Raw genomic sequence first — 25,276 nt, 5'->3', positions numbered from 1 at the left:
GAGCTAGAACAACTCCTTGGCCAGCAATTCCAGCGTCGCGACCCGCGCCGGCGCGGTAGCCGGGTCGGTGCCTCGGTGGGCCGATGCGACCGGGTGGACCATCACCTCGTCGACGTCGAACCGTTGCGCCAGCGCCCGCAGCTGTTCGGCGGCCTCGGCCGGCGTACCGAGGACCGCCCGGCGCAGCCCACTGTCCACGATGAGCCGCTGTTGCGGCGTCAGCTCGGCGCCTTCGGCCTCCTCGACGAGCGGCACCGGGCCCAGGGGCTGCCCGGTGCGCAGCTTTGCCATCATCTGCAGGTTGGGCAGCATCAATGCCGTTGCCTCGTCGTGGGTTTCGGCCACGGCGGCGTTCACCGTCAGGAACGTCACCGGCTCGGGCGTGAGCTTGCTCGGCCTGAACCTCGAGCGGTACACCTCGAGCGCCTCCTCGGTTCCCTGGCCGGAGAAGTGGTGTGCGAACACGTACGGCAGCCCCTTGGCGGCGGCCAGGTGCGCCGAGTACATCGACGACCCCAGCAGCCACAGGCGTGGTTCGCCGGCCGCGGCCGGGGTGGCCTTGAGCCGGTAGTCCCCCGAGCGCAGCGGCACCACGACGCCGCGCGCGCTCATCAGCGCCGCCACGTCGTCGAGGTATTCCGGGAAGTTTTCGATGTCCTCGTCGCCGCGGCTACCACGCAGCGCGTAGGAGGTCACCGGATCGGATCCGGGCGCTCGGCCGATGCCGAGGTCGATGCGGCCGGGGGCGGCGGCTTCCAGCAGCGCGAACTGCTCGGCCACCGCCAGGGGCGCGTGATTGGGCAGCATCACGCCGCCGGACCCGAGGCGCAGCTGCGTGGTTTGCGCGGCCAGGTAGGCGATCAGGACCGGCGGGCTGGTGGCGCCCACGGACGGCATGTTGTGGTGCTCGGCGACCCAATAGCGCGTGAAACCCAGCCGATCCGCGGCCTGGGCCAGCTGCACGGTGGCCGCCAGCGCATCACGGGTCGTCTGGTCGGTGCGCACCGGGACCAGGTCGAGGACGGAAAGACGCACGTTCGCGTCAACGCCTTCCGGCCCACGAACGTTCCCGGCCTCCTCGCGAGCAGACACAAAATCGCACGCCCGCCCGGCGTGGCGGGCGACTTTGCGTCTGCTCGGCCGAAGGACTGTCAGTAGTCCTTGAGGGTGATCGAGCTGACGATGCGGTCGAAGACCTCCTGCGGAATGGGCGCCCCGCCCGGGATGTTGTCGACGACCAGCCATTGGTTGCGCTTGACGTAGTCGTTGAACTCCTTGTGGTAGTTGGCGAAGCCGAGTTCGTAGTCATCACCCGCGGCGGCGAGCTCGCCGGCCAGGATGTAGGCGCCCAGCAACGCGACGCTGGTGCCCTGGCCCGAGAGCGGCGAGCAGCAATATCCGGCGTCGCCGACCAGCGCGACCCTGCCCTTCGACCAGCGGTCCATCTTGATCTGCGACATCTCGTCGAAGTAGAAGTCCGGTGCGCTGCGCATGTACTCGAGCAACTGGGGACGCACCCAGCCGTCGCCGGCCATCCGCCGTTCCAGCTCGGCGAACTGCGCCTCGGTGTCCCGGTAGTCGATCCGCAGATCGGTTTCCATGAAACCGAGCATGGCCCGGGCCTCGGCGTTGTTGCGGGCGCTGTAGACCCCCGCCATGGTGGAGTCCCCGTAGTGCCAGGTCTGCCAGTAGTCGAGTTCCAGGAAGTTGGGGACGGTGAAGATCGCCGCGTGGGTGCCCAGGCGCTCGATGAACTGTTCCTCGGGGCCGAACACCAACCGGCGCACGTTGGAGTGCAGTCCGTCCGCCCCGACGACCAGGTCGAAGCTGCGCGCGGGGGCACGTTCGAAGGTCACGTTGACGGCCGCGCCGTCGTCGTCCAAGCCGGTGATGGTGTCGTCGAAAATATACTCGGACGTCCATTGGCTTGCGCCGTAAAGCAATTCGACCAGGTCGTCGCGCAGCAGCTCGATGTCGGGGCTGTCGATGGGGCCGCCGGTGGGTGTCGCCTCGGTATCGCGCGACAGCTCGTTGCCGTCGCTGTCGACGACGGAAGCGCCGCGAATTTGCGTCCTCCGCTTCTGAGCGGCGGCCAGCAGCCCCATGCGTTCCAGCACTCCCAGCGCCGGCCCGCGCACGTCGATCGCCTGGCCGCCCGGTCGCGGGCCGGGGTGGCGCTCCACCACGGTGACCGAATAGCCGTGCCGTCCAAGCCAATAAGCCGCCGTCGCACCGGCCACGCTGGCGCCGGAAATCAGAACGTCAGTCATTAATCCCTGCCAGCCTTTTCGCATCCCGGAAAACGTCGTCGAGCATCGCTGGTGTCAACCTACCGGTAAACATGTTTTGCTGGCTCGGGTGGTAACAGCCGAGTAACCGCACACCGGGCGCGAATTGCGCCACGACCCCGTGGCCGAACCGCGGCTTGCGCATCGCGGACGCGCCCGGCAACCGCAGCGCGATTTGCCACGCGAACCCGCCCAGAGCCACGATCACGCGCACGTGCTCGGACACCAGCCGCCATTCGGCTTCCAGCCAGGGCCAGCAGGTGTCCCGTTCCGCGGGCGTCGGGGCGTTGGCCGGCGGAGCGCACCGCACCGGCGCAGCGATCCGAACCCCGTTGGCCCGCAACCCATCCGCGGCATCCACGCTGGTCGGCTGGTTCACCAGCCCGGCCCGGTGTAGCGCCGCGTACAGCTGATCGCCGGACCGGTCGCCGGTGAACATGCGCCCGGTCCGGTTGGCGCCGTGCGCCGCGGGCGCCAACCCGACGATCAGCAGCCGGGGCCGTTCCGAGCCCCAGCCCGGCACGGGCCGGCCCCAATACGGCTGGTCGGCGAAGGCGCGGCGCTTCAGGGCGGCGACGTCCTCGCGCCAGTCGACCAGCCGGGGGCACGCGCGGCAGACGCTGATCAAGGCGTCGAGTTCGGGGATCGACGGGGCCCGGGGAGCCAGCGCGGCGACCTGCGTGGGGTCGGCGGCCACCGGGGTCTGCGGGGTCGCCGGGTCCCCCGGCCAACCGGTGCCGGGAACCACTGGAGAATCGAACGCCTGGCCGGTACGTGGGTGGACGAGCACATCAACATCCTGCAGTCAGCCGGTGCGCGACCGCCGAACCCCCCGGATATTCGGTGGTCGGGCCGCGGATCAGCGGCTACATTCTCCCCGGGATACCCATGAGCCACACGAGCCGCGGCCCGGCACTTCTGATCATGTCCGCCACGCTGCTGGCGACGACGGGCACCGGCATCTCGATCATCGCGTTCCCCTGGCTGGCGTTGCAGCACCACGACCGCGCCAGGGACGCGTCCGTCGTGGCCGCCGCGATGACCCTGCCGCTGGTGCTTTCCACGCTGGTCGCCGGCACCGCCGTCGACCTGGTGGGCCGCCGCCGCGTGTCGCTGGTCTCCGACTCACTGTCCTGCGCGGCGGTGGCCGCCGTTCCGCTGACCGCCTTGTTGCTGGGGGCCGACGCGATCAACGTCGCGGAACTGGCGGTGCTGGGGTTCTGCGCGGCGGCCTTCGACCCGGCCGGGACGACGGCACGCCAGTCGATGCTGCCGGAGGCGGCCGCCCGGGCGGGCTGGTCATTGGACCGCACCAACAGCATCTACGAGGCCGTGCTCAATCTCGGGTTCATGGTGGGTCCGGGGATCGGCGGCCTGATGATCGCGACGGTTGGCGGCATCAACACCATGTGGTTCACGGCGGGGTGTTTCGGGTTGTCGCTCTTGGCGATTGGCGCGCTGCGGCTCGAGGGCGCCGGAAAGCCGCACCACGCGACCCGCCCGGACGGCCTGGTGTCCGGGATCGCTGAGGGTCTGCGGTTCGTGTGGAGGCTGCGGGTGCTGCGGACGCTCGGTCTGATCGACCTGGCCGTGACCGCGCTCTACCTGCCGATGGAAAGCGTGCTGTTCCCAAAGTATTTCGCCGACCGGCACCAGCCCGCGCAGCTGGGTTGGGCGTTGATGGCGCTCGCGATCGGCGGCGTGGCGGGCGCGCTCGGCTACGCGGCGCTGTCGAGATACACCCGCCGGCGTACGGCGGTGCTGACGGCGACCCTCACCTTCGGCGCCGCGACGGTCGGCATCGCCTTCCTGCCGCCGCTGCCGGTGATCCTGGTGCTCTGCGGGGTGACCGGCCTGGTGTACGGGCCGATCCAGCCCATCTACAACTACGTCATGCAGACCCGGGCACCGCATCACCTGCGCGGCCGCGTGGTCGGGGTGATGGCGGCGCTGACCTACGCGGCCGGGCCGTTGGGCCTGCTGGTGGCCGGCCCGCTCACCGACGCCGCCGGGCTGCAGGTCACGTTCCTGGCGCTGGCGGTACCGATCCTGGCGATCGGGCTGGTGGCCTCGAGGCTGCCGTCGCTGCGGGACCTGGACCGCGCGCCGGAGTTGGAGGCGAGTACGCCGTCGCCGCCGTGATTCACTCGCCGAGGATCTTGCGCTTCTGCTGCTCGAATTCCTCGTCGGTGAGCAGGCCGCGCTCCTTCAGCGCGGCCAGCCGCTCGAGCCGCTCGATCGGGTCTTGCCGGGCTTGCGCCGCGGGCGCCGGCATCGCCGCGCCGAACGCCTGCTGCTGCATCTCGGCTCCGCGGCGCATCATCTCCTCCCGGAAGGCGGTCGGATCCGAGATGGCGCGCCGGATGACATCGGTCATCGGCATTCCCATCACCTGGGCGCCCGCCAGGTCGGGGCGGGCGGCGGTCACGGCGTCGATGGCCGCGTCGGCGGTGGCGGCCGGCCGGTGGTCGAGCTGCACGCGGCTGTGGTCCTTCGGGTCATAGAGCACCGCCAGCCTCAGGCCCGGCCGCGGCGGGCTCAGCTGGGGTAGCAGTGCGGTGACGCTGGCGTCGAACGGCGCTTCGCCCTCGGGCGTGACCCGCAGCAGCAGCTTCCAGCGAACCTCGGTGTTGTTGACCAGGTTCGGGTTGCCGACCGTGACCGAGATCGCCGACTGCTCGGCGGCCAGGACGTCCGCGAACGCGCGGGTGCCGACTTTGCTGAGATCTCTGCGTCCGAACACTTGGACCCGACCTTTCACAAGAATCGCTCCACTGTACAGCGCGGATGGGACCGTAGGATCGGGTCGTGAGTGCTGACCTCCTGGCCGAGCTGATCGCCGGCCTGCCCGACGGCATGGTCGTCACCGACCCGACCGTCACCGAGGGCTACCGGCAGGACCGCGCGTTCGACCCGTCGGCCGGCAAACCGTTGGCCGTGGTTCGCCCACGCCGCACCGAGGACGTGCAGACCGTGTTGCGCTGGGCGTGCGGGCACGGGATCCCGGTGGTGACCCGCGGGGCCGGCAGCGGCCTGTCCGGCGGGGCGACGGCGCTGGACAACGGCATCGTGCTGTCGACGGAGAAGATGCGCGACATCACCGTCGACCCGGTGACCCGCACCGCGGTATGTCAGCCCGGCCTGTTCAACGCCGAGGTCAAGAAGGCCGCCGCCGAGCACGGCCTGTGGTACCCGCCCGATCCGTCGTCGTTCGAGATCTGCAGCATCGGCGGCAACATCGCCACTAACGCCGGTGGGCTGTGTTGCGTGAAGTACGGCGTCACCACCGACTATGTGCTGGGCATGCAGGTGGTGCTGGCCGACGGCACGGCGGTGCGGCTCGGTGGCCCGCGACTCAAGGACGTCGCGGGGCTCTCGCTGACGAAACTCTTCGTCGGCAGCGAGGGCACCCTGGGCGTCGTCACCGAGGTCACGCTGCGGTTGGTGCCCAAGCAGAACGCGTCCAGCATCGTGGTGGCCTCTTTCGCGACGGTCGAGGCGGCCGTCGAGGCGGTTCTGGGCGTCACCGCGCGGCTGCGCCCCTCGATGCTGGAGTTCATGGATTCGGTGGCGATCAACGCCGTCGAGGACACCCTGCGCATGGACCTGGATCGCGGCGCGGCCGCCATGCTGGTGGCCGGCTCCGACGAGCGGGGGCGCGCGGGCAGCGAGGACGCATCGGTGATGGCCGCGGTGTTCGCGGAATGCGGTGCGGCGGAGGTGTTTTCGACCGACAATCCCGACGAGGGCGAGGCGTTCGTCGCCGCCCGCCGGTTCTGCATTCCCGCGGTGGAAGCGAAGGGGTCGCTGCTGCTCGAGGATGTCGGGGTGCCCCTGCCGGCGTTGGGCCGGTTGGTCACCGGCATCGCGGACATCGCGGCCGAGCGCGACCTGACGATCTCGGTCATCGCCCACGCCGGCGACGGCAACACCCACCCGCTGATCGTGTACGACCCCGCCGACGCCGCGATGACTGAGCGCGCCAATCTCGCGTTCGGCGAGATCATGGACCTCGCCGTCGGGCTCGGCGGCACGATCACCGGCGAGCACGGCGTCGGCCGGTTGAAGCGGCCGTGGCTGGCCGGCTACCTCGGGCCCGAGGTGATGGAGCTCAACCGGCGCATCAAGCAGGCCCTGGACCCCCAGGGCATCCTCAACCCCGGCGCGGGCATCTAGTTTCTCCGCTCATCGCCCGGCGCGCGGGGCGCTCGGCGTCCACCGCCCCGCCGGCCGGGGGTGGTTGACATCGCCGTGCAATTGTCGTACGAATGAGACATGGCTGCGGTTATGTCTCACCACGCGCCGGTCACGTTCGAGCTGGCCACCGCGGACACCTGGCCGGAGCCCTGGCCGATGTACCGGGCGCTGCGCGACCACGATCCGGTGCACCATGTCGTACCGGCCAAACGGCCCGAGCACGACTATTACGTGCTGTCCCGGCACGCGGATGTGTGGGCCGCCGCGCGTGATCACGAGACCTTCTCCTCCGCGCAAGGGTTGACGGTCAACTACGGCGATCTGGAAATGATCGGGCTGCAGGACAATCCGCCGTTCGTGATGCAGGATCCGCCGGTGCACACGGAGTTTCGCAAGCTGGTGTCGCGTGGGTTTACGCCGCGACAGGTCGAGGCCGTTGAACCGAAGGTCCGCGAGTTCGTGGTGGAGCGCATCGAGGGGTTGCGCGCCGCCGGGGGTGGCGACATCGTCACCGAGCTGTTCAAGCCGCTGCCCTCGATGGTGGTCGCCCACTACCTCGGTGTGCCCGAAGCGGATCGGGCGCAATTCGACTGGTGGACGGACGTGATCGTCGCGGCCAACACCGCCGAAGGCGGCGTGGCCGGGGCGCTGGATACGGTCGGCGACGCGGTCGGGTCGATGATGGCCTACTTCACCCACCTGATCGAGCGGCGTCGCAGCGAGCCCGGGGACGACACCATCTCGCACCTGGTGGCGGCCGGGGTGGGCGCCGACGGCGACATCGCCGGCACGCTGTCGGTGCTGGCGTTCACGTTCACCATGGTGACCGGGGGCAACGACACCACCACCGGAATGCTGGGCGGCTCAATGCCTTTGCTGCATCAGCGGCCCGACCAGCGACGGCTTCTCGTCGAGGATCTGGGCCTGATCCCCGACGCGGTGGAAGAGCTGCTGCGGCTGACCTCGCCGGTGCAGGGGCTGGCCCGCACGACCACCCACGACGTGACGATCGGCGACACCACCATCCCCGCCGGCCGCAAGGTGTTGCTGTTGTATGGGTCGGCCAACCGGGACGAGCGTCAATACGGTCCGGACGCGGGCGAGCTCGACGTGACCCGCCGCCCGCGCAACATCCTGACCTTCAGCCACGGCGCGCACCACTGCCTGGGCGCGGCGGCGGCCCGGATGCAATCGCGGGTGGCCCTGACCGAATTGCTCACCCGCTGCCCGGATTTCGAGGTGGACGAGTCCGCGATCGTCTGGTCGGGCGGCAGTTACGTGCGGCGTCCGCTGTCCGTGCCGATTCGGGTGAAGTCCTGATGCCGAACGACTGGCTCGGCGCGCACCGCAGCGAGGCCGCCGCGGACCGGATCCTCGACGCGGCGGAGCGGCTCTACACCGAACGCGACCAGGCTTCGATCGGCATGAACGAGATCGCCAGGGCCGCGGGGTGTTCCCGTGCCACGCTGTACCGGTACTTCGAGAACCGGGAGGCGCTGCGCACCGCATACGTGCACCGCGAGACACGCCGGCTGAGCCGCGAGATCAAGGAGCAGATCGGCGGCATCGAGGACCCCCGGGAGCGGCTGGTCGCGAGCATCACCGCCACGCTGCGGATGGTTCGCGGCAGCCGCGCGCTGGCGTCGTGGTTCGCCGTCAGCCGGCCACCGATCGGCGCCGAGGTCGCCGCGCAGTCCGAGGTGATCACCGCGCTGGCCGCCGCGTTCGTCGGCTCGCTCGGCCCCGAGGACCCCGCCATCGTGGAGCGCCGGGCGCGCTGGGTGGTGCGGGTGATCGCGTCGCTGCTGCAGTTCCCGGGTCGAGACGACGCCGACGAGAAGGCGATGATCGAGGAGTTCCTCGTCCCGATCGTCACGCCGGTCTCCGCCCGGGGCTAGGCGCAACCCAAAGTCGTCACGCCCGTCACTCCGGTCCCCGGCCGGAAGGAATGCCCGAACTGCCCGCCTCATAGCGACAAGCCGGCATAGCCGCGCCGCGTCGGCTCAGGTCCGCACGCGGGTGAACCGGTGCAGCAGCCAGGCCAACGGAATCGTCACCACCATCGTCGCGAGGAACAGGTTCAGCATCGAGCCGGTGTAGACGTGGGCGCGAACGATGTAGACCATCGCGAATTCCATGGTGATCAGGTGGATCAGGAAGATCTCGTAGGAGATCTCCCCCAGCCACACCATCGGCCGCGTCGCCAGCAGGCGCCAGTACCACCCCCGATCCCCCAGGGCCAGCGGCGCCACGGCGAGGGCGGCGATCACGGCGTAGAAGCAGGTCTTGAACAGGGCCTCGCTCAGGGTGGCCGGCGACGTGGTGGGCGCGCCGGCGATGGGAGTGGAGACGATGAAATAGCAGACGACGGCCAGCGGGATGGCCACAAACGCGTACCCCCGCACCCCCATCGCCTGCAGGACGGCCAACAGCATTCCGGCGAGAAACCAGGCCAGATAGGTCGGCAGCCAGAGCCGCGCGCCGTCGGGAAACCAGTGATCGGTGTGCACGAGCACGAGCCAGGCGGGGCTGATCAACGTCAGCCCGATCAGCGCCGCCAGCAGCAGTCTCGGCTGCCAGCGCCGGCGGCAGACGAGCACCAACAGCACGTAGGCCAGCAGCGGGAGCAGCACATAGAAGGACGCTTCCACCGCGAGGCTCCACATCTGGGTCAGCCCCTGGTGCAGGTACTTGCCCAGGTAGCCGTTGCAGTAGATCTGCGTCAGCGTCAGGTTGCGCGCCAGCCCGAGCCACGTGTGCCCGGGGTTGGGTCCCGCCTCGCGGAAGTGATACAGCACGTAGGCGAACAGCACGGTGACGACGTAGGCGGGCATGATGCGCCGGACCCGGTGCCACGCATAGCGACTCAGCGACGGGGGCGGCCCGCCGGTGGCGGCGGATTTCAACCACGGGCGGAACAGCAGAAACCCGGACAGCACGAAGAAGATCGGCACGCCGATCTCCAGCCGGGAGCCGACCAGGCCCCAATAACCGTGGGTGTACTTGCCGGTGGTGTAGGCCGCGTGGGTGCCGACGACGAGCAGGGCCGCCACGGCCCGGATTCCGGTCAGCGACGCCACCCGGTCGACGTGGGCGGTCTGTTCGAGTCCGCCCTGGGCGTCCTGTTCTTCCGACAGGGTCATCCCGGGTATTTCCTGCGGGGCTTCTGTCCGTCACGGCCGCGGGGCTTGGTCGCCGACCGGTCCGGTTGAAGGTTGATCAGCACCCCCGAAATGCGCGTGTGCTCAAGTTTTTTCAGCGTCGACTTGGGCAGCTTGGCCGGCAGCTCCACCAAGGAGAAGTCCGGGCCGATGGCGATGTGGCCGAAATCGCTGCGATGCAGGCCGCCTTCGTTGGCGATGGCGCCGACGATCGCGCCAGGGCCGATCTTGTGCCGCTTGCCCACCGCGATCCGATAGGTGGCGAACGACCGGTCCTGCCTGGGCCTTTCGGGACGCTCGCGGCGTTCGGTGTGCCGCTCGCGCCGCTCGCGTGGCGGCTCGGGCGCCATCAGGAACTCCTCGCCGTCGCGGGCCTGCAGCGCCAGCGCCGCCGCTATGTCGGCCAGCGGGACGTCGTGCTCGCGTTCGTAGTCCTCGACCAGCTTGCGGAAGAGGTCGATGCCAGGACGGCCCAGCGCGTCGGTGATGGAGTCGGCGAACTTCGCCACCCGCTGGGCGTTGACGTCCTCGACGGTGGGCAGCTCCGACTCGGTAAGCGTTTGCCGCGTTGCCTTTTCGATCGCCTTGAGCAGGTGGCGCTCCCGCGGCGATACGAAGAGCAGTGCGGTTCCCGACCGCCCGGCCCGGCCGGTGCGGCCGATGCGATGCACGTAGGACTCGGTGTCGTGCGGGATGTCGTAGTTGAGCACGTGCGAGATGCGCTCCACGTCGAGCCCGCGGGCGGCCACGTCGGTGGCGACCAGGATGTCGATGCCGCCGTCCTTCAGCGCGGCGACAGTCCGCTCCCGCTGGCCCTGTGGGATGTCGCCGTTGATGGCGGCCGCGGAAAACCCTCGGGCCCTAAGCTTTTCCGCGACTTCCTCGGTGGCCTGCTTGGTGCGAACGAAGACGATCATCGCCTCGAACGGCTCTACTTCCAGCACCCGGGTCAGCGCGTCCATCTTGCGCGGACCCGCGACCTGGATATAGCGCTGCGAAATGTTCTCCGCGGTAGCGGTTTTGGCCTTGGTGGTGACCTCGAGCGGATCGTGCAGGTACTTGGTGGTCAGCTTGCGGATCGCCGGTGGCATGGTCGCGGAGAACAGGGCGACCTGTTTGTACTCCGGGGTTTCGGAGAGGATCCGTTCGACGTCTTCGGCGAAGCCCATGGTGAGCATCTCGTCGGCCTCGTCGAGCACCAGGTAGTCGACCCGCGACAGGTCCAGTGTCCCCCGCTCGAGGTGGTCGATGACCCGGCCGGGGGTGCCGACGACCACCTGGGCGCCGCGCCGCAGCCCGGCGAGCTGCACGGTGTAGGACGAGCCGCCGTAGATCGGCAGCACGTTGATCTTCGGCAGATGGGCCCCGTAGCGGCTGAACGCCTCGGCCACCTGCAGCGCCAGCTCCCGCGTCGGCGCCAGCACCAGTGCCTGCGTCGCGGTGCTGGTGACGTCGATCCTGGACAGGATCGGGATGGCGAACGCCGCCGTCTTGCCGGTGCCGGTCTGCGCCAGCCCGACGACGTCCGAGCCCGCCATCAGCGCCGGGATCGTCGCGGCCTGAATGCCGGTGGGTGACTCGTAGCCGACGTCGGCGATCGCCCGCAAGACGGAGGGATGGATCTGCAGGTCGGCAAACGTAGTCGAGGCAGCCTCAGGCGAGCCGTCCGGGTGGGTCATCGTCCATGGAGTCTAGTGGCCGTGGCCAGATCGTCAGACTTCAGCGCTGCGGTCCCGTGATCATGAGCACAGCCGCGCTGGGCCCGGCCACGCCTGTCACACCCGAACGCGCGATGACGGTACGGTGCCCGATGTGTGGTCGCTACCCCGCCGTACCGAGCCACTGACCGGCTCGGCCGCTGTCGCGTTGATCGCCATCACCTTGACCGGCTGTGGTTCGGGAGACTCCACGGTCGCCAAGACGCCGCAGGCCGCGACGACGACCGAGACCCCGTCCATCACGGCCCCGGCCCAGCCGTCCGGCGCCGCCGCGCCGCCCGGCGGCAGCGCCCCGCCCGCCGACCCGTGCGCGGTCAACCTCGCCTCACCCACCATCGCCAAGGTGGTCTCCGAGCTGCCGCGCGACCCGCGCAGCCAGCAACCCTGGAACCCGGAGCCACTGGCCGGCAACTACAACCAGTGCGCCCAGCTGTCGGCGGTGATCATCAAGGCCAACACCAACGCCGTCAATCCCACCACCCGGGCGGTCCTGTTCCATCTCGGGCAATTCATCCCGCAAGGGGTGCCCGACACCTACGGGTTCAACGGCGTCGACCCGGCGCAGACCACCGGCGACACGGTCGCGCTGACCTACCCCAGCGGCATCAACGGCTTGAACACCGATGTGCGGTTCCACTGGAACGGCAACGGAGTGGAGCTGATCGGCAACGCCCCGGGGCACTAGGCGGAGCCGCCTTTTAGTCGGTCCCCTCACCTACAGTTGCTGCTGTGTTCGTCACCGGCGACAGCATCGTCTACAGCGCCTCGGACCTCGCGGCCGCCGCCCGCTGCGAGTACGCGTTGTTGCGGGATTTCGACGCGCGGCTCGGCTGGGCGCCGGCCGCCACCGTCGAGGACGACCTCCTCGCCCGGACCGCCACCCTCGGGACGGAACACGAGCGGCGCGAACTGGACCGGCTGCGCGACGAGTTCGGCGATGGCGTCGCGGTCATCGGCCGCCCGGCCTACACGCCCGCGGGCCTCGCGGCGGCGGCCGAGGCGACGCGACGCGCAGTCGCCGGCGGCGCGCCCGCGGTCTATCAGGCCGCCATGTTCGACGGCCGCTTCGTCGGATTCGCCGACTTTCTGGTGCGAGAAGGGGAGCAGTACCGGGTCATCGACACCAAGCTGGCCCGCTCGGCGAAGGTCACCGCGCTGTTGCAACTCGCCGCCTACGCCGACGCGCTGGCCGCCTCGGGCGTCGGGGTGGCGCCCGAGGCGGAACTGCACCTGGGCGACGGGACGGTGGCGCGCTACCGGGTCCATGACCTGATCCCCGTTTACCGTTCGCAGCGCGCACGATTGCAGCTGCTCCTCGACGAGCACCACGCGGGTGGAGCCGCGGTCCGGTGGGACGACGAGGGCGTGGGCGCGTGTTTGCGTTGCCCGTTGTGCACGGAGCAGTTGCGTGCCACCGACGACCTGCTGCTGGTCGCCGGCATGCGAGTGACCCAGCGGGACAAGCTGATCGACGCCGGCGTCACCACGGTGTCCGAGCTGGCCCAGCACTTTGGTCCCGTGCCGGAGCTGGCGCCGGGCGCGGTCGGCAAGCTGACCGCCCAGGCGAGACTCCAAGTCCGCCAACGCGAGACCGGCACGCCGCAGTTCGAGATCGTCGACCCCCAGCCGCTGACGCTGCTGCCCGAACCGGATCCGGGCGACCTGTTCTTCGACTTCGAGGGCGACCCGCTGTGGACCGTCGACGGCAAGGAGTGGGGCCTGGAATACCTGTTCGGCGTCCTGGAGGCCGGGCCCGCCGGCGCGTTTCGGCCGTTGTGGGCGCACAACCGGGCGGAGGAACGCAAGGCCCTGACCGACTTCCTGGCGATGGTGGCCAAACGCCGCAAACGCAGGCCCAACATGCACATCTACCACTACGCCCCGTATGAGAAGACCGCGTTGCTGCGGCTCGCCGGCCGCTACGGCGTCGGCGAGGACCAAGTTGACGAGCTACTGCGCAGCGGAACGCTGGTCGACCTCTACCCCCTGGTGCGCAAGAGCATTCGAGTGGGCGCGGAGTCATTCAGCCTCAAGGCGCTGGAGCCGCTCTACATGGGGGCGCAGCTGCGCGCCGGTGACGTCACCACGGCCGCAGGCTCGATCACCTCCTACGCCCGGTACTGCGAACTGCGGGCCGACGGACGCGGCGACGACGCCGCCTCGGTGCTCAAGGAGATCGAGGACTACAACCTCTACGACTGCCGCTCCACCCAGGAACTGCGCAACTGGTTGATGCTGCGCGCCTACGAATCCGGCGTCGTGCCGATCGGCGCCCAGCCCGTCCGTGGCGGCAACACCGTCGAGGACCGCGACGCGCTGGCGGTGACGCTCGCGACATTCACCGGCGACGCCACAGCGGGTGAGCGCACCCCCGAGCAGACCGCGGTGGCGCTGCTGGCCGCGGCGCGCGGCTACCACCGGCGCGAGGACAAGCCGTTCTGGTGGGCCCACTTCGACCGATTGAACTTCCCCGTGGAGGAATGGGCGGATAACACCGACGTCTTCGTCGCGGAACACGCGTCGGTGAACGTGGACTGGAACACGCCACCCCGCGCGCGCAAGCCGCAGCGGCGGGTGCGACTGCGCGGCGAGTTGGCCCGCGGCGAGCTGCCGACCGACGTCTTTGCCCTCTACGACCCGCCGGCTCCATCGGGGATGTCCGACGATCCCGACCGGCGGGCGGCCGGGCGCGCCACGGTGATAGCCGCCGACGATCCGGCGCTGCCCACCGAAGTCACCATCGTCGAACGAGTGGGCAACGACGGCAAGCCCTTTCATCAACTCCCGTTCGCGTTGACCCCCGGCCCTCCGATTCCGACGACCGCGCTTCGGGAGTCCATCGAGTCCACGGCCGCCGCGGTGGCGGCCGGCCTGCCAGGGCTACCCCGCAGCGCGGTCGTCGACATCCTGCTGCGCCGCGCGCCCCGCACGCGTAGCGGCTCCGCGCTGCCCCGCGGCGCCGACATCCCGGACATCGCAGCCGACATCACCGCCGCGCTGATGGACCTGGATTCGTCGTACCTGGCGGTGCACGGGCCGCCCGGCACCGGCAAGACGCACACCGCCGCGCGCGTGATCCAGCGCCTGGCCACCGACCATGGCTGGCGGATCGGCGTCGTCGCGCAATCGCATGCCACGGTGGAGAACGTGCTGGACTGTGTCATCGACGCCGGGCTGGACGCGCAGCGGGTCGCCAAGAAGCGCAACGACCACGGCGCCCCGCGCTGGCAGGAGATCGACAGCAGCGCCTACGCCGCGTTCATCGCCGAGAACGCCGGCTGCGTACTGGGCGGCACTGCATGGGATTTCGCGAACGCGACCCGGGTGCCGCCGGGCGCCCTCGACCTGCTGGTGATCGACGAGGCCGGCCAATTCTGTTTGGCCAACACCGTCGCCGTGGCGCCGGCCGCCGCCAACCTGTTGCTGCTCGGCGATCCCCAGCAGCTGCCGCAGGTCAGCCAGGGCACCCATCCCGACCCCGTCGACACCTCGGCGCTCGACTGGCTGGTCGAGGGCCAGCGCACACTGCCCGACGAGCGCGGGTATTTCCTGGACCGCTCGTACCGCATGCACCCCGCGGTGTGCGGCGCGGTGTCCGCGCTGTCCTACGAGGGCAGGCTGCACTCCCACGAGTGCACCGCCGCCCGGCGCCTCGCCGGCTACCGGCCCGGCGTGCGGACGATCACCGTTGAGCATCAAGGTAATTCGACCGAGAGCCCAGAGGAGGCCGGCGCCGTCGTTGACGAGATCGACCGCCTGCTCGGCGCGGCCTGGACCGACGAGCGCGGTACCCGGCCCCTGACCGCCGCCGATGTGTTGGTGCTGGCGCCCTACAACGCCCAGGTGGCGCTGCTGCGCCGGCGGTTGACCGCGGCGGGCCTCGACGGAATCCGGGTGGGCACCGTCGACAAGTTCCAGGGCGGGCAGGCGCCCGTGGTGTTCATCTCGATGACGGCCTCCACCGCGGACACCGTGCCACGCGGAATCTCGTTCCTGCTCAATAGGAACCGGCTCAACGTCGCCATCAGCCGCGCCCAATACGCGGCCGTCATCGTGCGCTCGGAATCGCTGACCGAATACCTGCCCGGCACGCCCTCGGGCCTGGTCGACTTGGGTGCGTTCCTGGCGCTGACCCAGACCGGCGCGGCGATCGCCTAGTTGCCGGACGAGTGGCGGCCGTAGCCGGTGGGCTCGTCGTCGGGATCGCGGCCGTGCCGCTGCCCTCGCGGCGCGCCGTTTTGCTGCCGTCCCGGCGGTGTCGCCCGAGTGCGCGGGGCGGGCGGGTAGGCCCGCGCCGACAACCCGGTGACCGGACGGAAAACCTTGGGCTCGTCGACATGAGAGCCGTTGTGGGCGAACCCGGTTGGCCGCACGGCGGGCGCCGGGCGCGGACGGGCGACCCGAGAGACCGGTGCGGGGGCGGCCTCGGGTTCACGGAGCAGGATGAATTCGACGTACTCGTCGTCGTCATAGTCGTCGTCGACCGCGTCGCCCGCGTCGGGCCGGCCACCCATGGCCGTCGGCGCGAAGCCGACCAGGAACAGCGCGGCCACTATCCCGAACAGCGCGATAAACGCGGGCAACAGGACCGACTGCGACATGGCGGCCGAGAACGGGTCGCGCAGGAACTCGGGCAGTTGCAGCGTCGCGGGCGCCTCGCCGCCGGCGCCGGGGGACGGCTGCGCGGGCATCTCGGCGCCGATCCGCGCGGTCATGAACGCGGCCATGCCGGCGCTGCCGAGCACCGCGCCGAGCTGGCGGACGGAGTTGTACACGGCCGAGCCCGCGCCGGCCAGGCTCGGCGGCAGGTTGCGCGTCGCGGTGGCGGTGAGCGGCGACCACACGAACGCCATTCCGACGCCGGTCGCGAAGAACGGCAACACCAGGCGCCAGATCGGCGTCTGCGGCGACATCTCGAACGTGAGCCAGGTCAGCGCGATCGCCAGCACCGAGAAGCCGAAACCGAGGACCGGGCGCGGATGGTAGCGGTCGACCATCCTGCCGACGAAGGGCGCAAACACACCGTTGGCGATCGCCATCGGCGCGATCAGCAGGGCCGAGCGCGTCGGCGAGAGCCCGCAGACGGCCTGCGCGTAGAACGTCAACGGCAGCATCATCGCGGTGGCGGCGAACGAGATGATGGCCACACCGACGTTGCACAGCCCGAAGTCGCGGTCGCCGAAGATCACCAGGGGGATCAGCGGCTCGTCGGTGTTCATCGACTGCCAGAACACGAACACCGTCATGAACCCGATGCCGGCGACGATCATCGCCCAGATCCAGGGTTCCCAGTGCGCGGCCTGGCCCTGCTGCAAGCCGAACACGATCAGGAACATGCCCGCGCCGGACAACACGACGCCCACCACATCGAACCGGTGCGACTGCGTGGGCAGCACGGGGACCAGCCAGTAGGCCAGGGCCAGCCCCAGCACGCCGATCGGGACGTTGACGAAGAAGATCCACTGCCAGCCCAGCCCGTCGACCAGCACGCCGCCGGCCAGCGGGCCCACCAGGCTGGCCACGCCGGCGGTGGCGCCCCACAGGCTCACCGCGACGCCGCGGCGTTCCGGCGGGAAGATCCGGGTGATCGTCGACAAAGTCTGGGGCGTGAGCACGCCGGCGCCCACGCCTTGGACGACGCGGGCGGCGATCAACATCGCGGCGCTGCCCGACAGCCCGCACCACACCGAGGCGACGGTGAACACCACCAGCCCGATCAGGTACATGTTCTTCGGGCCGAATCGGTCACCGAGCCGCCCGGCCACCAGCAGCACGACCGCATAACCCAGCAGGTAGGCGCTGGTCACCCAGATCACGGTGTCGTAGCCGATGTGCAGGTTCGTCATGATCGTCGGGTTCGCGATGGCGACGATCGTCGAGTCGACCATGATCATGAAGAAGCCGATCATCATCGCCCAGAGCGCGTTCCAGGGCTTCTGCGACTGCGGCGAGTTCTCGATCAGGAGGTTTCGGCGCCCGCTGTGGGGTGGATTCGGCGCCGCGCGCCGGGTTCCCCCGGCCGACGGAGGCGTCGCCGTGGCCATCTCCCCACCTCGTTTCCGCTTCGGACGATGCGTGCCTGCGCGGGCCTGTTCATCGATCGGCCCGGGCCATCACGGACATCCAGCCTGCATTATTGCCGCTGGGCCGATTGGGGGCAGCCACGGATCCGATCCGGGGTACACCACCCCCGAGCTTTCGTGTTCGGGCGGTGATCTGCGGCGGGCACGTTAGCCTGGTAGGACGCCATTTCAGGAGAGGCAGGATGCGGGCCCGACGGAAGCGGTCTTCGAACCGATTTTTCAGCATGTCGCACGCGGATGATGCGCCGATGCCCGCCGACGGCAGGCCCAAGGCGTCTGCGCGGGCATTGGCCCAGGTCATCGAGCGGAGCTCGCGGATCCAGGGCCCGGCCGCCGAGGCCTACGTGTCCCGGTTGCGCAACGCGCACCCGAACAGCGGCCCCGCCGACATCCTCGCCAAGCTGCAGAGACGCTATGTGGGCATGGTGACGGCCAGCGGCATGGCGGTGGGCGCGGCGGCCACCATCCCGGGTATCGGCACGTTGAGCGCGCTGTCCGCCGCCGCGGCGGAGACGGTCACGTTCCTGGAAGCCACCGCGTTCTTCGTGCTGGCTGTCGCGGTGGTGTACGACATTCCCGCCGACCACCGGGAACGGCGCCGGGCCCTGGTGCTGTCCGTGCTGGTCGGCGACAACAGCAAGGAGGCGGTCACCCAGCTGTTCGGGCCGGCGCGCACCAACGGCGGCTGGATTTCCGAGAGCATGGCCGCGGTGCCGCTGTCGTCGATGTCGCGGCTGAACTCGCGGCTGCTCAAGTCCTGGGTCAAGCGGTATACGCTGCGCCGCGGCGCCCTGGTGTTCGGCAAGCTGCTGCCGGTCGGCATCGGCGTCGTCGTCGGAGCCGTCGGCAACTATTTCGCCGGCAGGAAGATCGTCCGCAACGCCAACCGCGCCTTCGGCACCCCGCCGGTGCGCTGGCCGCGCGCGCTGCACCTGGTGCCGCCCTTCCACGAAGCCGGCTAGCGAACGGCCGTCCCCCTCCATACCCCCGTCTCCCTGGCGAATTGCTGGCGAAAGGTTAGCCTTTATAGGGCGGAAACGTTGAGCATCGCCACTGGTGTGACATGCTCCACACTCCGGGGTCGACAAACGTGCGGGCGCCGCGCCACAACAGGTAAAAGCGCTTGCCGGACAGAGGAATTGAGGCGAACAGCGGTCGTGAGCAACATAAGTTCACCATTCGGGCAAAACGAATGGCTGGTCGAGGAGATGTACCGCAAGTTCCGCGACGACCCCTCCTCGGTCGATCCGAGCTGGCATGAGTTCCTCGTCGACTACAACCCCGAGCCGACCGGCGACTCCCCCTCGAGCGCGGCCACCGGCGACGGCCAGGCGGCCGCCAGCGCACCGCAGCCAACGCCCGCGCCGCCGGTAACCCAGACCGCCGCGCCCGCCAAGCCCGCGGGCTCCGCCGGCAACGGCGCCCCCGCCGCACCGGCGAAAGCCAAGGCCCCGACTCCCCCGCCGGCCGAGGGCGACGAGCTGCAGACGCTGCGCGGCGCCGCGGCCGCCGTCGTCAAGAACATGTCCGCCTCGCTGGACGTGCCGACCGCCACCAGCGTCCGCGCCGTTCCCGCCAAGCTGCTCATCGACAACCGTATCGTCATCAACAACCAGCTCAAGCGCACCCGCGGCGGCAAGATCTCGTTCACCCACCTGCTCGGCTACGCGCTGGTGCAGGCGATCAAGCAGTTCCCGAACATGAACCGGCACTACGCCGAGGTCGACGGCAAACCCACCGCGGTCACCCCGGCGCACACCAATCTGGGCCTCGCCATCGACCTACAGGGCAAGGACGGCAAGCGCTCCCTGGTGGTGGCCGGCATCAAGGGCTGCGAAACCATGCGGTTCGCGCAGTTCGTCACCGCTTACGAGGACATCGTCCGCCGCGCCCGCGACGGCAAGCTGACCGCCGAAGACTTTGCCGGCGTGACGATTTCGCTGACCAACCCCGGCACTATCGGCACCGTGCACTCGGTGCCGCGGCTCATGGCCGGCCAGGGCGCCATCATCGGCGTCGGCGCCATGGAGTACCCGGCGGAGTTCCAGGGCGCCAGCGAGGAACGCATCGCCGAGCTGGGCATCGGCAAGCTGATCACGCTGACCTCCACCTACGACCACCGCATCATCCAGGGCGCGGAATCCGGCGACTTCCTGCGCACCATCCACGAGATGCTGCTGTCGGACGCCTTCTGGGACGAGATCTTCCGCGAACTGGGCAACCCGTACCTGCCGGTGCGGTGGAGCACCGACAACCCGGACTCGATCGTCGACAAGAACGCCCGGGTGATGGAGTTGATCGCGGCCTACCGCAACCGCGGACACCTGATGGCCGACATCGACCCGTTGCGGCTGGACGGCAGCCGGTTCCGCAGCCACCCCGACCTCGAAATCCTCAACCACGGCCTGACGCTGTGGGACCTCGACCGGGTGTTCAAGGTCAACGGCTTCGCGGGTTGCGAGTACAAGAAGCTGCGCGACGTGCTCGGGCTGCTCCGTGACGCGTACTGCCGCCACATCGGCGTCGAATACACCCACATCCTCGACCCCGAGCAGCAGGAGTGGCTGCAGCAGCGCGTCGAGACCAAGCACGTCAAGCCGACGGTGGCCGAGCAGAAATTCATCCTGAGCAAGCTGAACGCCGCCGAGGCGTTCGAGACGTTCCTGCAGACCAAATACGTTGGGCAGAAACGCTTTTCGCTGGAGGGCGCGGAGAGCGTGATCCCGATGATGGACGCGGCGATCGACCAGTGCGCCGAGCACGGCCTCGACGAGGTCGTCATCGGCATGCCCCACCGCGGCCGCCTCAATGTCCTGGCCAACATCGTGGGCAAGCCCTACTCGCAGATCTTCAGCGAGTTCGAGGGGAACCTGAACCCGTCGCAGGCCCACGGCTCGGGTGACGTCAAGTACCACCTGGGCGCCACCGGCGTGTACCTACAGATGTTCGGCGACAACGACATTCAGGTCTCGCTGACCGCCAACCCGTCGCACCTGGAAGCGGTGGACCCGGTGCTCGAGGGCCTGGTCCGGGCCAAGCAGGACCTGCTGAACCGCGGCGCCCACGACGACGGCGAGGAGAAGGCCTTCTCGGTGGTGCCGATGATGCTGCACGGCGACGCCGCATTCGCCGGCCAGGGCGTGGTCGCCGAGACGCTGAACCTGGCCAACCTGCCCGGTTACCGCGTCGGCGGCACGATACACATCATCGTCAACAACCAGATCGGCTTCACCACGGCGCCGGAATACTCGCGATCCAGCGAGTACTGCACCGACGTCGCGAAGATGATCGGGGCGCCGATCTTCCACGTGAACGGCGACGACCCGGAGGCCTGCGTGTGGGTGGCGCAGCTGGCCGTGGACTTCCGCCAGCGGTTCAAAAAGGACGTCGTCATCGACATGCTGTGCTACCGCAAGCGCGGCCACAACGAAGGCGACGACCCGTCGATGACCAACCCGTCGATGTACGACGTCGTCGACATCAAGCGCGGGGTGCGCAAGAGCTACACCGAAGCCCTGATCGGTCGCGGCGACATCTCGCTGAAGGAGGCCGAGGACGCACTGCGCGACTACCAGGGCCAGCTGGAGCGGGTGTTCAACGAGGTGCGCGACCTGGAGAAACACGGCGTGCAGCCGAGCGAGTCGGTGGAGTCGCTGCAGCGCATTTCCCCGTCGTTGGCCACCGCCGTCGACAAGGCGCTGCTGTCCCGCATCGGCGACGCGTTTCTCGACCTGCCGGAAGGCTTCAGCGCGCACCCGCGCGTGCAGCCGGTGCTGGAAAAGCGCCGGGAGATGGCCTACGAGGGCAAGATCGACTGGGCGTTCGGCGAGCTGCTGGCGCTGGGTTCGCTGGTGGCCGAGGGCAAGCTGGTCCGGCTGTCGGGCCAGGACACCCGGCGCGGCACCTTCTCCCAGCGGCATTCGGTGATCATCGACCGCCACACCGGCGAAGAGTTCTGCCCGCTGCAGCTGCTGGCGACCAACAAGGACGGGACTCCGACCGGCGGCAAGTTCCTGGTGTACGACTCACCGCTGTCGGAATACGCCGCCGTCGGGTTCGAGTACGGCTACACCGTGGGCAACCCGGACGCCCTGGTGTTGTGGGAGGCCCAGTTCGGCGACTTCGTCAACGGGGCGCAGTCGATCATCGACGAGTTCATCAGCTCCGGTGAGGCCAAGTGGGGCCAGCTGTCCAACGTGGTGCTGCTGCTGCCGCACGGCCACGAGGGCCAGGGCCCCGACCACACCTCCGGTCGCATCGAACGCTTCCTGCAGCTGTGGGCGGAGGGGTCGATGACGATCGCGATGCCGTCGACGCCGTCGAACTATTTCCACCTGTTGCGCCGGCACGCCCTCGACGGTGTGCAGCGGCCGCTGATCGTGTTCACGCCGAAGTCGATGCTGCGCAACAAGGCCGCCGTCAGCGACATCAGGGACTTCACCGAGATCAAGTTCCGCTCGGTGCTCGAGGAGCCGACGTACGAGGACGGCATCGGCGACCGCAGCAAGGTCACCAGGATCCTGCTGACCAGCGGGAAGATCTACTACGAGCTGGTGGCCCGCAAGGCCAAGGACAACCGGGACGACGTCGCGATCGTGCGCATCGAGCAGCTCGCCCCGCTGCCCAAGCGCCGGCTCAACGAGACGCTGGACCGCTACCCCGGCGCCAGGGAGTTCTTCTGGGTGCAGGAGGAGCCGGCCAACCAGGGCGCGTGGCCGCGGTTCGGCCTGGAGCTGCCCGAGCTGCTGCCCGACAAGCTCACCGGGCTGAAGCGCATCTCACGCCGGGCGATGTCGGCGCCGTCGTCGGGCTCGTCGAAGGTGCATGCGGTCGAGCAGCAGGAGATCCTCGACACGGCCTTCCGCTGACCGCGGGTTGCCCACCCACGCGTACCGGGGACCGTCGGTACCGGCTAGCCTCGACGCAATTGGGCCGTGGAAGGAAGGGTGCTCATGCAGGGGTTCGCCGGCAAGGTCGCAGTGGTGACGGGCGCGGGTTCGGGGATCGGGCAGGCGCTGGCCGTCGAGTTGGCGCGCTCCGGCGCCAAGGTCGCGATCAGCGACGTCGACCTCGAGGGGCTCGCCGAGACCGAGGCACGGTTGAAGGCGATCGGAGCCGAGGTCAAAGCCGACCGGCTCGACGTGACCGAGCGCGAGGCCTTCCTGGCCTACGCCGACGCGGTCCGCGAGCACTTCGGCAAGGTGAACCAGATCTACAACAACGCCGGCATCGCCTTCACCGGCGACGTCGAAGTCAGCCAGTTCAAGGACATCGAACGGGTGATGGACGTCGACTTCTGGGGCGTCGTCAACGGCACCAAGGCGTTCCTGCCGCACCTGATCGCCTCCGGCGACGGCCACGTCATCAACATCTCCAGCGTGTTCGGCCTCTTCGCGGTGCCCGGGCAGGCGGCCTACAACTCGGCCAAATTCGCGGTCCGGGGATTCACCGAGGCGTTGCGACAGGAAATGGTGGCGGCCGGCCACCCGGTGGCGGTGACCACCGTGCACCCCGGCGGCATCAAAACCGCGATCGCCCGCAACGCCACCGCCGCCGAGGGCCTCGACCAGGCCCAGCTGGCCAGTCTGTTCGACAAACGGCTTGCCAAGACCAGCCCGCATCGAGCGGCCCAGATCATCCTGGAAGCCGTCCGCAAGAAGAGGGCCCGGGTGCTGGTCGGCACGGACGCCAAGGTTCTGGACGTGATGGTGCGCGTGGCCGGCCCGTACTATCAGCAGCTGTTCGGCCCGGTCATGGGCCGGCTGATGCCCAAGCAGTGATGGATTCCATAGCGGCGAATCGCCGCACCGGATAGCCTCGACGCGGTCACGCCGCCACAAGGGAGCACCGCATGCATGAGTTCGCCGGCAAGGTCGCCGTCGTCACGGGCGCGGGTTCGGGCATCGGCCGGGCGCTGGCCCTGGAACTGGGCCGCGCGGGTGCCAAGCTCGCGATCAGCGACGTGGACACCGATGGGCTGGCGCAGACCGAGGAACAGCTCAAGGCCATCGGCGCGCCCGTCAAAGCCGATCGCCTCAACGTGACCGAGCGCGAGGCCTTCCTGGCCTACGCCGACGCGGTCCGCGAGCACTTCGGCCAGGTCAACCAGCTGTACAACAACGCGGGCATCACGTTCGTCGGGTCGATCGAGGACAGCCGGTTCAAGGACATCGAACGGGTGATGGACGTCGACTATTGGGGCGTCGTCAACGGCACCAAGGCGTTCCTCCCGCACCTCATCGCCTCCGGCGACGGCCACCTCATCAACATCTCCAGCGCGCTCGGCCTGTTCGCCGCGCCGGGCCAGGCGGCATACGTCTCCGCCAAGTTCGCGGTCCGCGGCTTCACCGAGGCGCTGCGACAGGAAATGGTGCTGGCGGGTCACCCGGTGCGGGTGACGACCGTGCACCCGGGCGGCGTGAAGACGGGGTTCGCCCGCAACGCGATCTTCGCCGAGGGCCTGGACCAGGACGGCCTGGCGGAGCTGTTCGAGGAGCAACAAGCCAAGACCACGCCGCAGCGGGCGGCGCAGGTCATCTTGGCGGGCGTGCGCAAGGACAGGGCGCGAGTGTTGGTCGGACCGGACGTCAAGGCCATGGATTTGGTGGTGCGGCTGACCGGTTCGCAGCCCGAGCGGCTCCTGCGCGGCCCCGTCATGGGTCGCGTGCAGCGTGTCGTGACCCGGTTGCTGCCCAAGCGCTGACCCCGGCCGCCCGTCACCGCCCCAGTGGGTGTTCCGCCAACCAGCCGCCGGCCACCGCCTGCGGGTCGGCTCCCCCGGCCACCTGGCGGCGCATGTCGACCAGGGCCGCCGTATCCAGGACCCCGGCCACTTCATTGATCGCCAGCAGTTGCCGGTCGCTCAGCGCGTTGCGGCGATACAGCGGCACCACGTTCTCGGCCCGTATCAGCGCGGGCTTCCCGTCGACGAGCGTGACCAGGTCGGCGGGCAGGCCGGGGTCGGCTGTGGTCGTCCACCCCGCGGTCAGTTGACCGGCCTTCACCGCGTTGAACATCGTTGTCTCGTCGGGGAATTCGCGCGGAACGGGGAGCCGGCAGGTGCCCACGTTCGAAGGGGCCGGGCGCCCGGTGACGGCGCCGACGACGAGGCCGGCGCAGTGCTTCGGCAGCGTGCTCAGGTCGGCGCTGACGTCGCTGCCGCCCCACGCCTTCGCGGTGGCCCCCGTCACCAGCAGAACGGGCTTGTCTTCCGCGGCGGTCGTGTAGTCGCCCGCCGCGACGCCCTCGGGTAGCGCGGCGACCATCGCGCGGTAGACGTCGGCGTCAGACGTGGCGACCGCGCCGGGCTGCAGGCTCTCCAGTTTGCGCCCGGTAAACGCCGGGACGACGGTGAAGGCACCCGCGTCCAGGCGCGCCATCGGATCGTCCGCGGTCTCGGCGCGCGCCGCGAAACCATAGGACCGCAGCGCGGCCACGTAGACGCCGGCCAGCAGCGCCGACTCCGAATCCGCCCCCGAGCCGACCACCAGTTCCGGGCGGGCGCGGTGCTCACCGGTATCCGTGCCGCAGCCGGCCGCGGCGAGCAGGGCGGCGACCAGCGGCACCGCCAGCCAGCCGGTTCTCACCCCGCGATGTCTGCGGGATCTGCGGCCAGCGCGACCGCCGTGGCGACCGCGTGCCCGACGCGCGCAGGATCACCGAAAAGATGATGGTGGCCGCGGCCGAGGCGATCTTCTCGGTCGTCAGCGATGACCTGGCTTTCGACCGGATCGTCCCCAGCCCGCTGGACCTGCGCGTCGGGCACGCGGTCGCCACGGCGGTCGCGCTGGCCGCAGATCCCGCAGACATCGCGGGGTGAGAACCGGCTG

The 25,276-nt window shown here is 69.6% G+C and carries 18 protein-coding genes and 1 pseudogene; 11 read left to right on the top strand and 8 right to left on the bottom strand.

Annotated features, from left to right (window positions below):
- Positions 1-3: 3 nt before the first annotated feature.
- The 3 genes from A5704_RS20900 to A5704_RS20890 all read right to left on the bottom strand — a co-directional run bounded on the left by A5704_RS20900 (position 4) and on the right by A5704_RS20890 (position 3,093).
- Complete coding sequence (locus tag A5704_RS20900) at positions 4-1,035, bottom strand: LLM class flavin-dependent oxidoreductase (RefSeq protein ID WP_067750004.1); 1,032 nt, start codon at positions 1,033-1,035, stop codon at positions 4-6.
- Positions 1,036-1,151: 116 nt separating this feature from the next.
- Positions 1,152-2,270, bottom strand: a complete 1,119-nt coding sequence (locus tag A5704_RS20895) for an FAD-binding protein (RefSeq protein WP_067750003.1) — start codon at positions 2,268-2,270, stop codon at positions 1,152-1,154.
- The gene (locus tag A5704_RS20890) at positions 2,263-3,093 is read right to left on the bottom strand and encodes a uracil-DNA glycosylase (protein WP_067890819.1); all 831 of its coding nucleotides are present in this window, start codon (positions 3,091-3,093) and stop codon (positions 2,263-2,265) included. The genes A5704_RS20895 and A5704_RS20890 overlap by 8 nt, the downstream gene beginning before the upstream one ends.
- Before the next feature lie 83 nt (positions 3,094-3,176).
- Between A5704_RS20890 and A5704_RS20885 the strand changes: the two genes are divergently transcribed.
- Positions 3,177-4,430, top strand: coding sequence for an MFS transporter (locus A5704_RS20885; protein WP_067890816.1), 1,254 nt, complete (start codon positions 3,177-3,179; stop codon positions 4,428-4,430).
- A gap of 1 nt (position 4,431) precedes the next feature.
- Here the strand turns inward: A5704_RS20885 and A5704_RS28895 are convergent, their stop codons facing one another.
- Positions 4,432-5,031: an SHOCT domain-containing protein gene (locus A5704_RS28895; protein ID WP_067784943.1), complete on the bottom strand. Its 600-nt coding sequence runs from the start codon at positions 5,029-5,031 to the stop codon at positions 4,432-4,434.
- A gap of 65 nt (positions 5,032-5,096) precedes the next feature.
- Between A5704_RS28895 and A5704_RS20875 the strand changes: the two genes are divergently transcribed.
- From A5704_RS20875 to A5704_RS20865, 3 genes are all read left to right on the top strand, one after another.
- Positions 5,097-6,464 carry an FAD-binding oxidoreductase gene (locus A5704_RS20875; protein ID WP_067890813.1) on the top strand — a complete coding sequence of 456 codons (1,368 nt, stop codon included), beginning with the start codon at positions 5,097-5,099 and terminating at the stop codon, positions 6,462-6,464.
- Positions 6,465-6,563: 99 nt separating this feature from the next.
- Positions 6,564-7,805 (top strand): cytochrome P450, encoded by a 1,242-nt coding sequence (locus A5704_RS20870; protein WP_197504928.1) that lies wholly within the window; start codon positions 6,564-6,566, stop codon positions 7,803-7,805.
- Complete coding sequence (locus A5704_RS20865) at positions 7,805-8,383, top strand: TetR/AcrR family transcriptional regulator (protein WP_067784935.1); 579 nt, start codon at positions 7,805-7,807, stop codon at positions 8,381-8,383. The genes A5704_RS20870 and A5704_RS20865 overlap by 1 nt, the downstream gene beginning before the upstream one ends.
- Positions 8,384-8,488: 105 nt before the next feature.
- On the opposite strand, the gene A5704_RS20860 is transcribed toward A5704_RS20865, so the two are convergent.
- Both A5704_RS20860 and A5704_RS20855 read right to left on the bottom strand, forming a co-directional pair.
- The gene (locus A5704_RS20860; protein WP_067749992.1) at positions 8,489-9,628 is read right to left on the bottom strand and encodes an acyltransferase; all 1,140 of its coding nucleotides are present in this window, start codon (positions 9,626-9,628) and stop codon (positions 8,489-8,491) included.
- Positions 9,625-11,325 (bottom strand): DEAD/DEAH box helicase, encoded by a 1,701-nt coding sequence (locus A5704_RS20855; protein ID WP_067749990.1) that lies wholly within the window; start codon positions 11,323-11,325, stop codon positions 9,625-9,627. The genes A5704_RS20860 and A5704_RS20855 overlap by 4 nt, the downstream gene beginning before the upstream one ends.
- A 124-nt stretch (positions 11,326-11,449) precedes the next feature.
- Here A5704_RS20855 and A5704_RS20850 point away from each other — a divergent pair, with 124 nt between their 5' ends.
- Together A5704_RS20850 and A5704_RS20845 are read left to right on the top strand one after the other, a co-directional pair.
- Entirely contained in the window at positions 11,450-12,049 is a 600-nt protein-coding gene (locus A5704_RS20850) for an LppP/LprE family lipoprotein (protein WP_067749988.1), read from the top strand.
- A gap of 44 nt (positions 12,050-12,093) precedes the next feature.
- Positions 12,094-15,522: a TM0106 family RecB-like putative nuclease gene (locus A5704_RS20845; protein WP_067890810.1), complete on the top strand. Its 3,429-nt coding sequence runs from the start codon at positions 12,094-12,096 to the stop codon at positions 15,520-15,522.
- Here A5704_RS20845 and A5704_RS20840 read toward each other — a convergent pair.
- Positions 15,519-17,408, bottom strand: coding sequence for an MFS transporter (locus tag A5704_RS20840; protein ID WP_067890807.1), 1,890 nt, complete (start codon positions 17,406-17,408; stop codon positions 15,519-15,521). The genes A5704_RS20845 and A5704_RS20840 overlap by 4 nt on opposite strands.
- A 221-nt stretch (positions 17,409-17,629) precedes the next feature.
- Between A5704_RS20840 and A5704_RS20835 the strand changes: the two genes are divergently transcribed.
- From A5704_RS20835 to A5704_RS20820, 4 genes are all read left to right on the top strand, one after another.
- Positions 17,630-18,409, top strand: a complete 780-nt coding sequence (locus A5704_RS20835) for a hypothetical protein (protein WP_082950084.1) — start codon at positions 17,630-17,632, stop codon at positions 18,407-18,409.
- A 195-nt stretch (positions 18,410-18,604) separates the two neighbouring features.
- A complete protein-coding gene (locus tag A5704_RS20830) occupies positions 18,605-22,315 on the top strand; it encodes a multifunctional oxoglutarate decarboxylase/oxoglutarate dehydrogenase thiamine pyrophosphate-binding subunit/dihydrolipoyllysine-residue succinyltransferase subunit (protein WP_067758935.1) in 3,711 nt (1,236 codons plus the stop codon).
- Positions 22,316-22,399: 84 nt separating this feature from the next.
- Positions 22,400-23,227, top strand: a complete 828-nt coding sequence (locus A5704_RS20825; RefSeq protein WP_067890803.1) for an SDR family oxidoreductase — start codon at positions 22,400-22,402, stop codon at positions 23,225-23,227.
- 71 nt (positions 23,228-23,298) lie between these two features.
- Positions 23,299-24,150 (top strand): SDR family oxidoreductase, encoded by an 852-nt coding sequence (locus A5704_RS20820; protein WP_067784071.1) that lies wholly within the window; start codon positions 23,299-23,301, stop codon positions 24,148-24,150.
- Positions 24,151-24,163: 13 nt separating this feature from the next.
- Here the strand turns inward: A5704_RS20820 and A5704_RS20815 are convergent, their stop codons facing one another.
- Positions 24,164-25,033 (bottom strand): glycine betaine ABC transporter substrate-binding protein, encoded by an 870-nt coding sequence (locus A5704_RS20815; RefSeq protein WP_067758926.1) that lies wholly within the window; start codon positions 25,031-25,033, stop codon positions 24,164-24,166.
- Between the two features lie 56 nt (positions 25,034-25,089).
- Between A5704_RS20815 and A5704_RS20810 the strand changes: the two are divergent.
- Positions 25,090-25,266 (top strand): annotated as a pseudogene (locus A5704_RS20810) (NAD-dependent malic enzyme); the annotation flags it as partial.
- Positions 25,267-25,276 lie beyond the last annotated feature (10 nt).

Source organism: Mycobacterium sp. E735 (assembly GCF_001666955.1).
Taxonomy (GTDB): Bacteria; Actinomycetota; Actinomycetes; order Mycobacteriales; family Mycobacteriaceae; genus Mycobacterium.
Note: the sequence above shows the minus strand (reverse complement) of the source record. Positions and strands in the feature narration are given on the sequence as shown.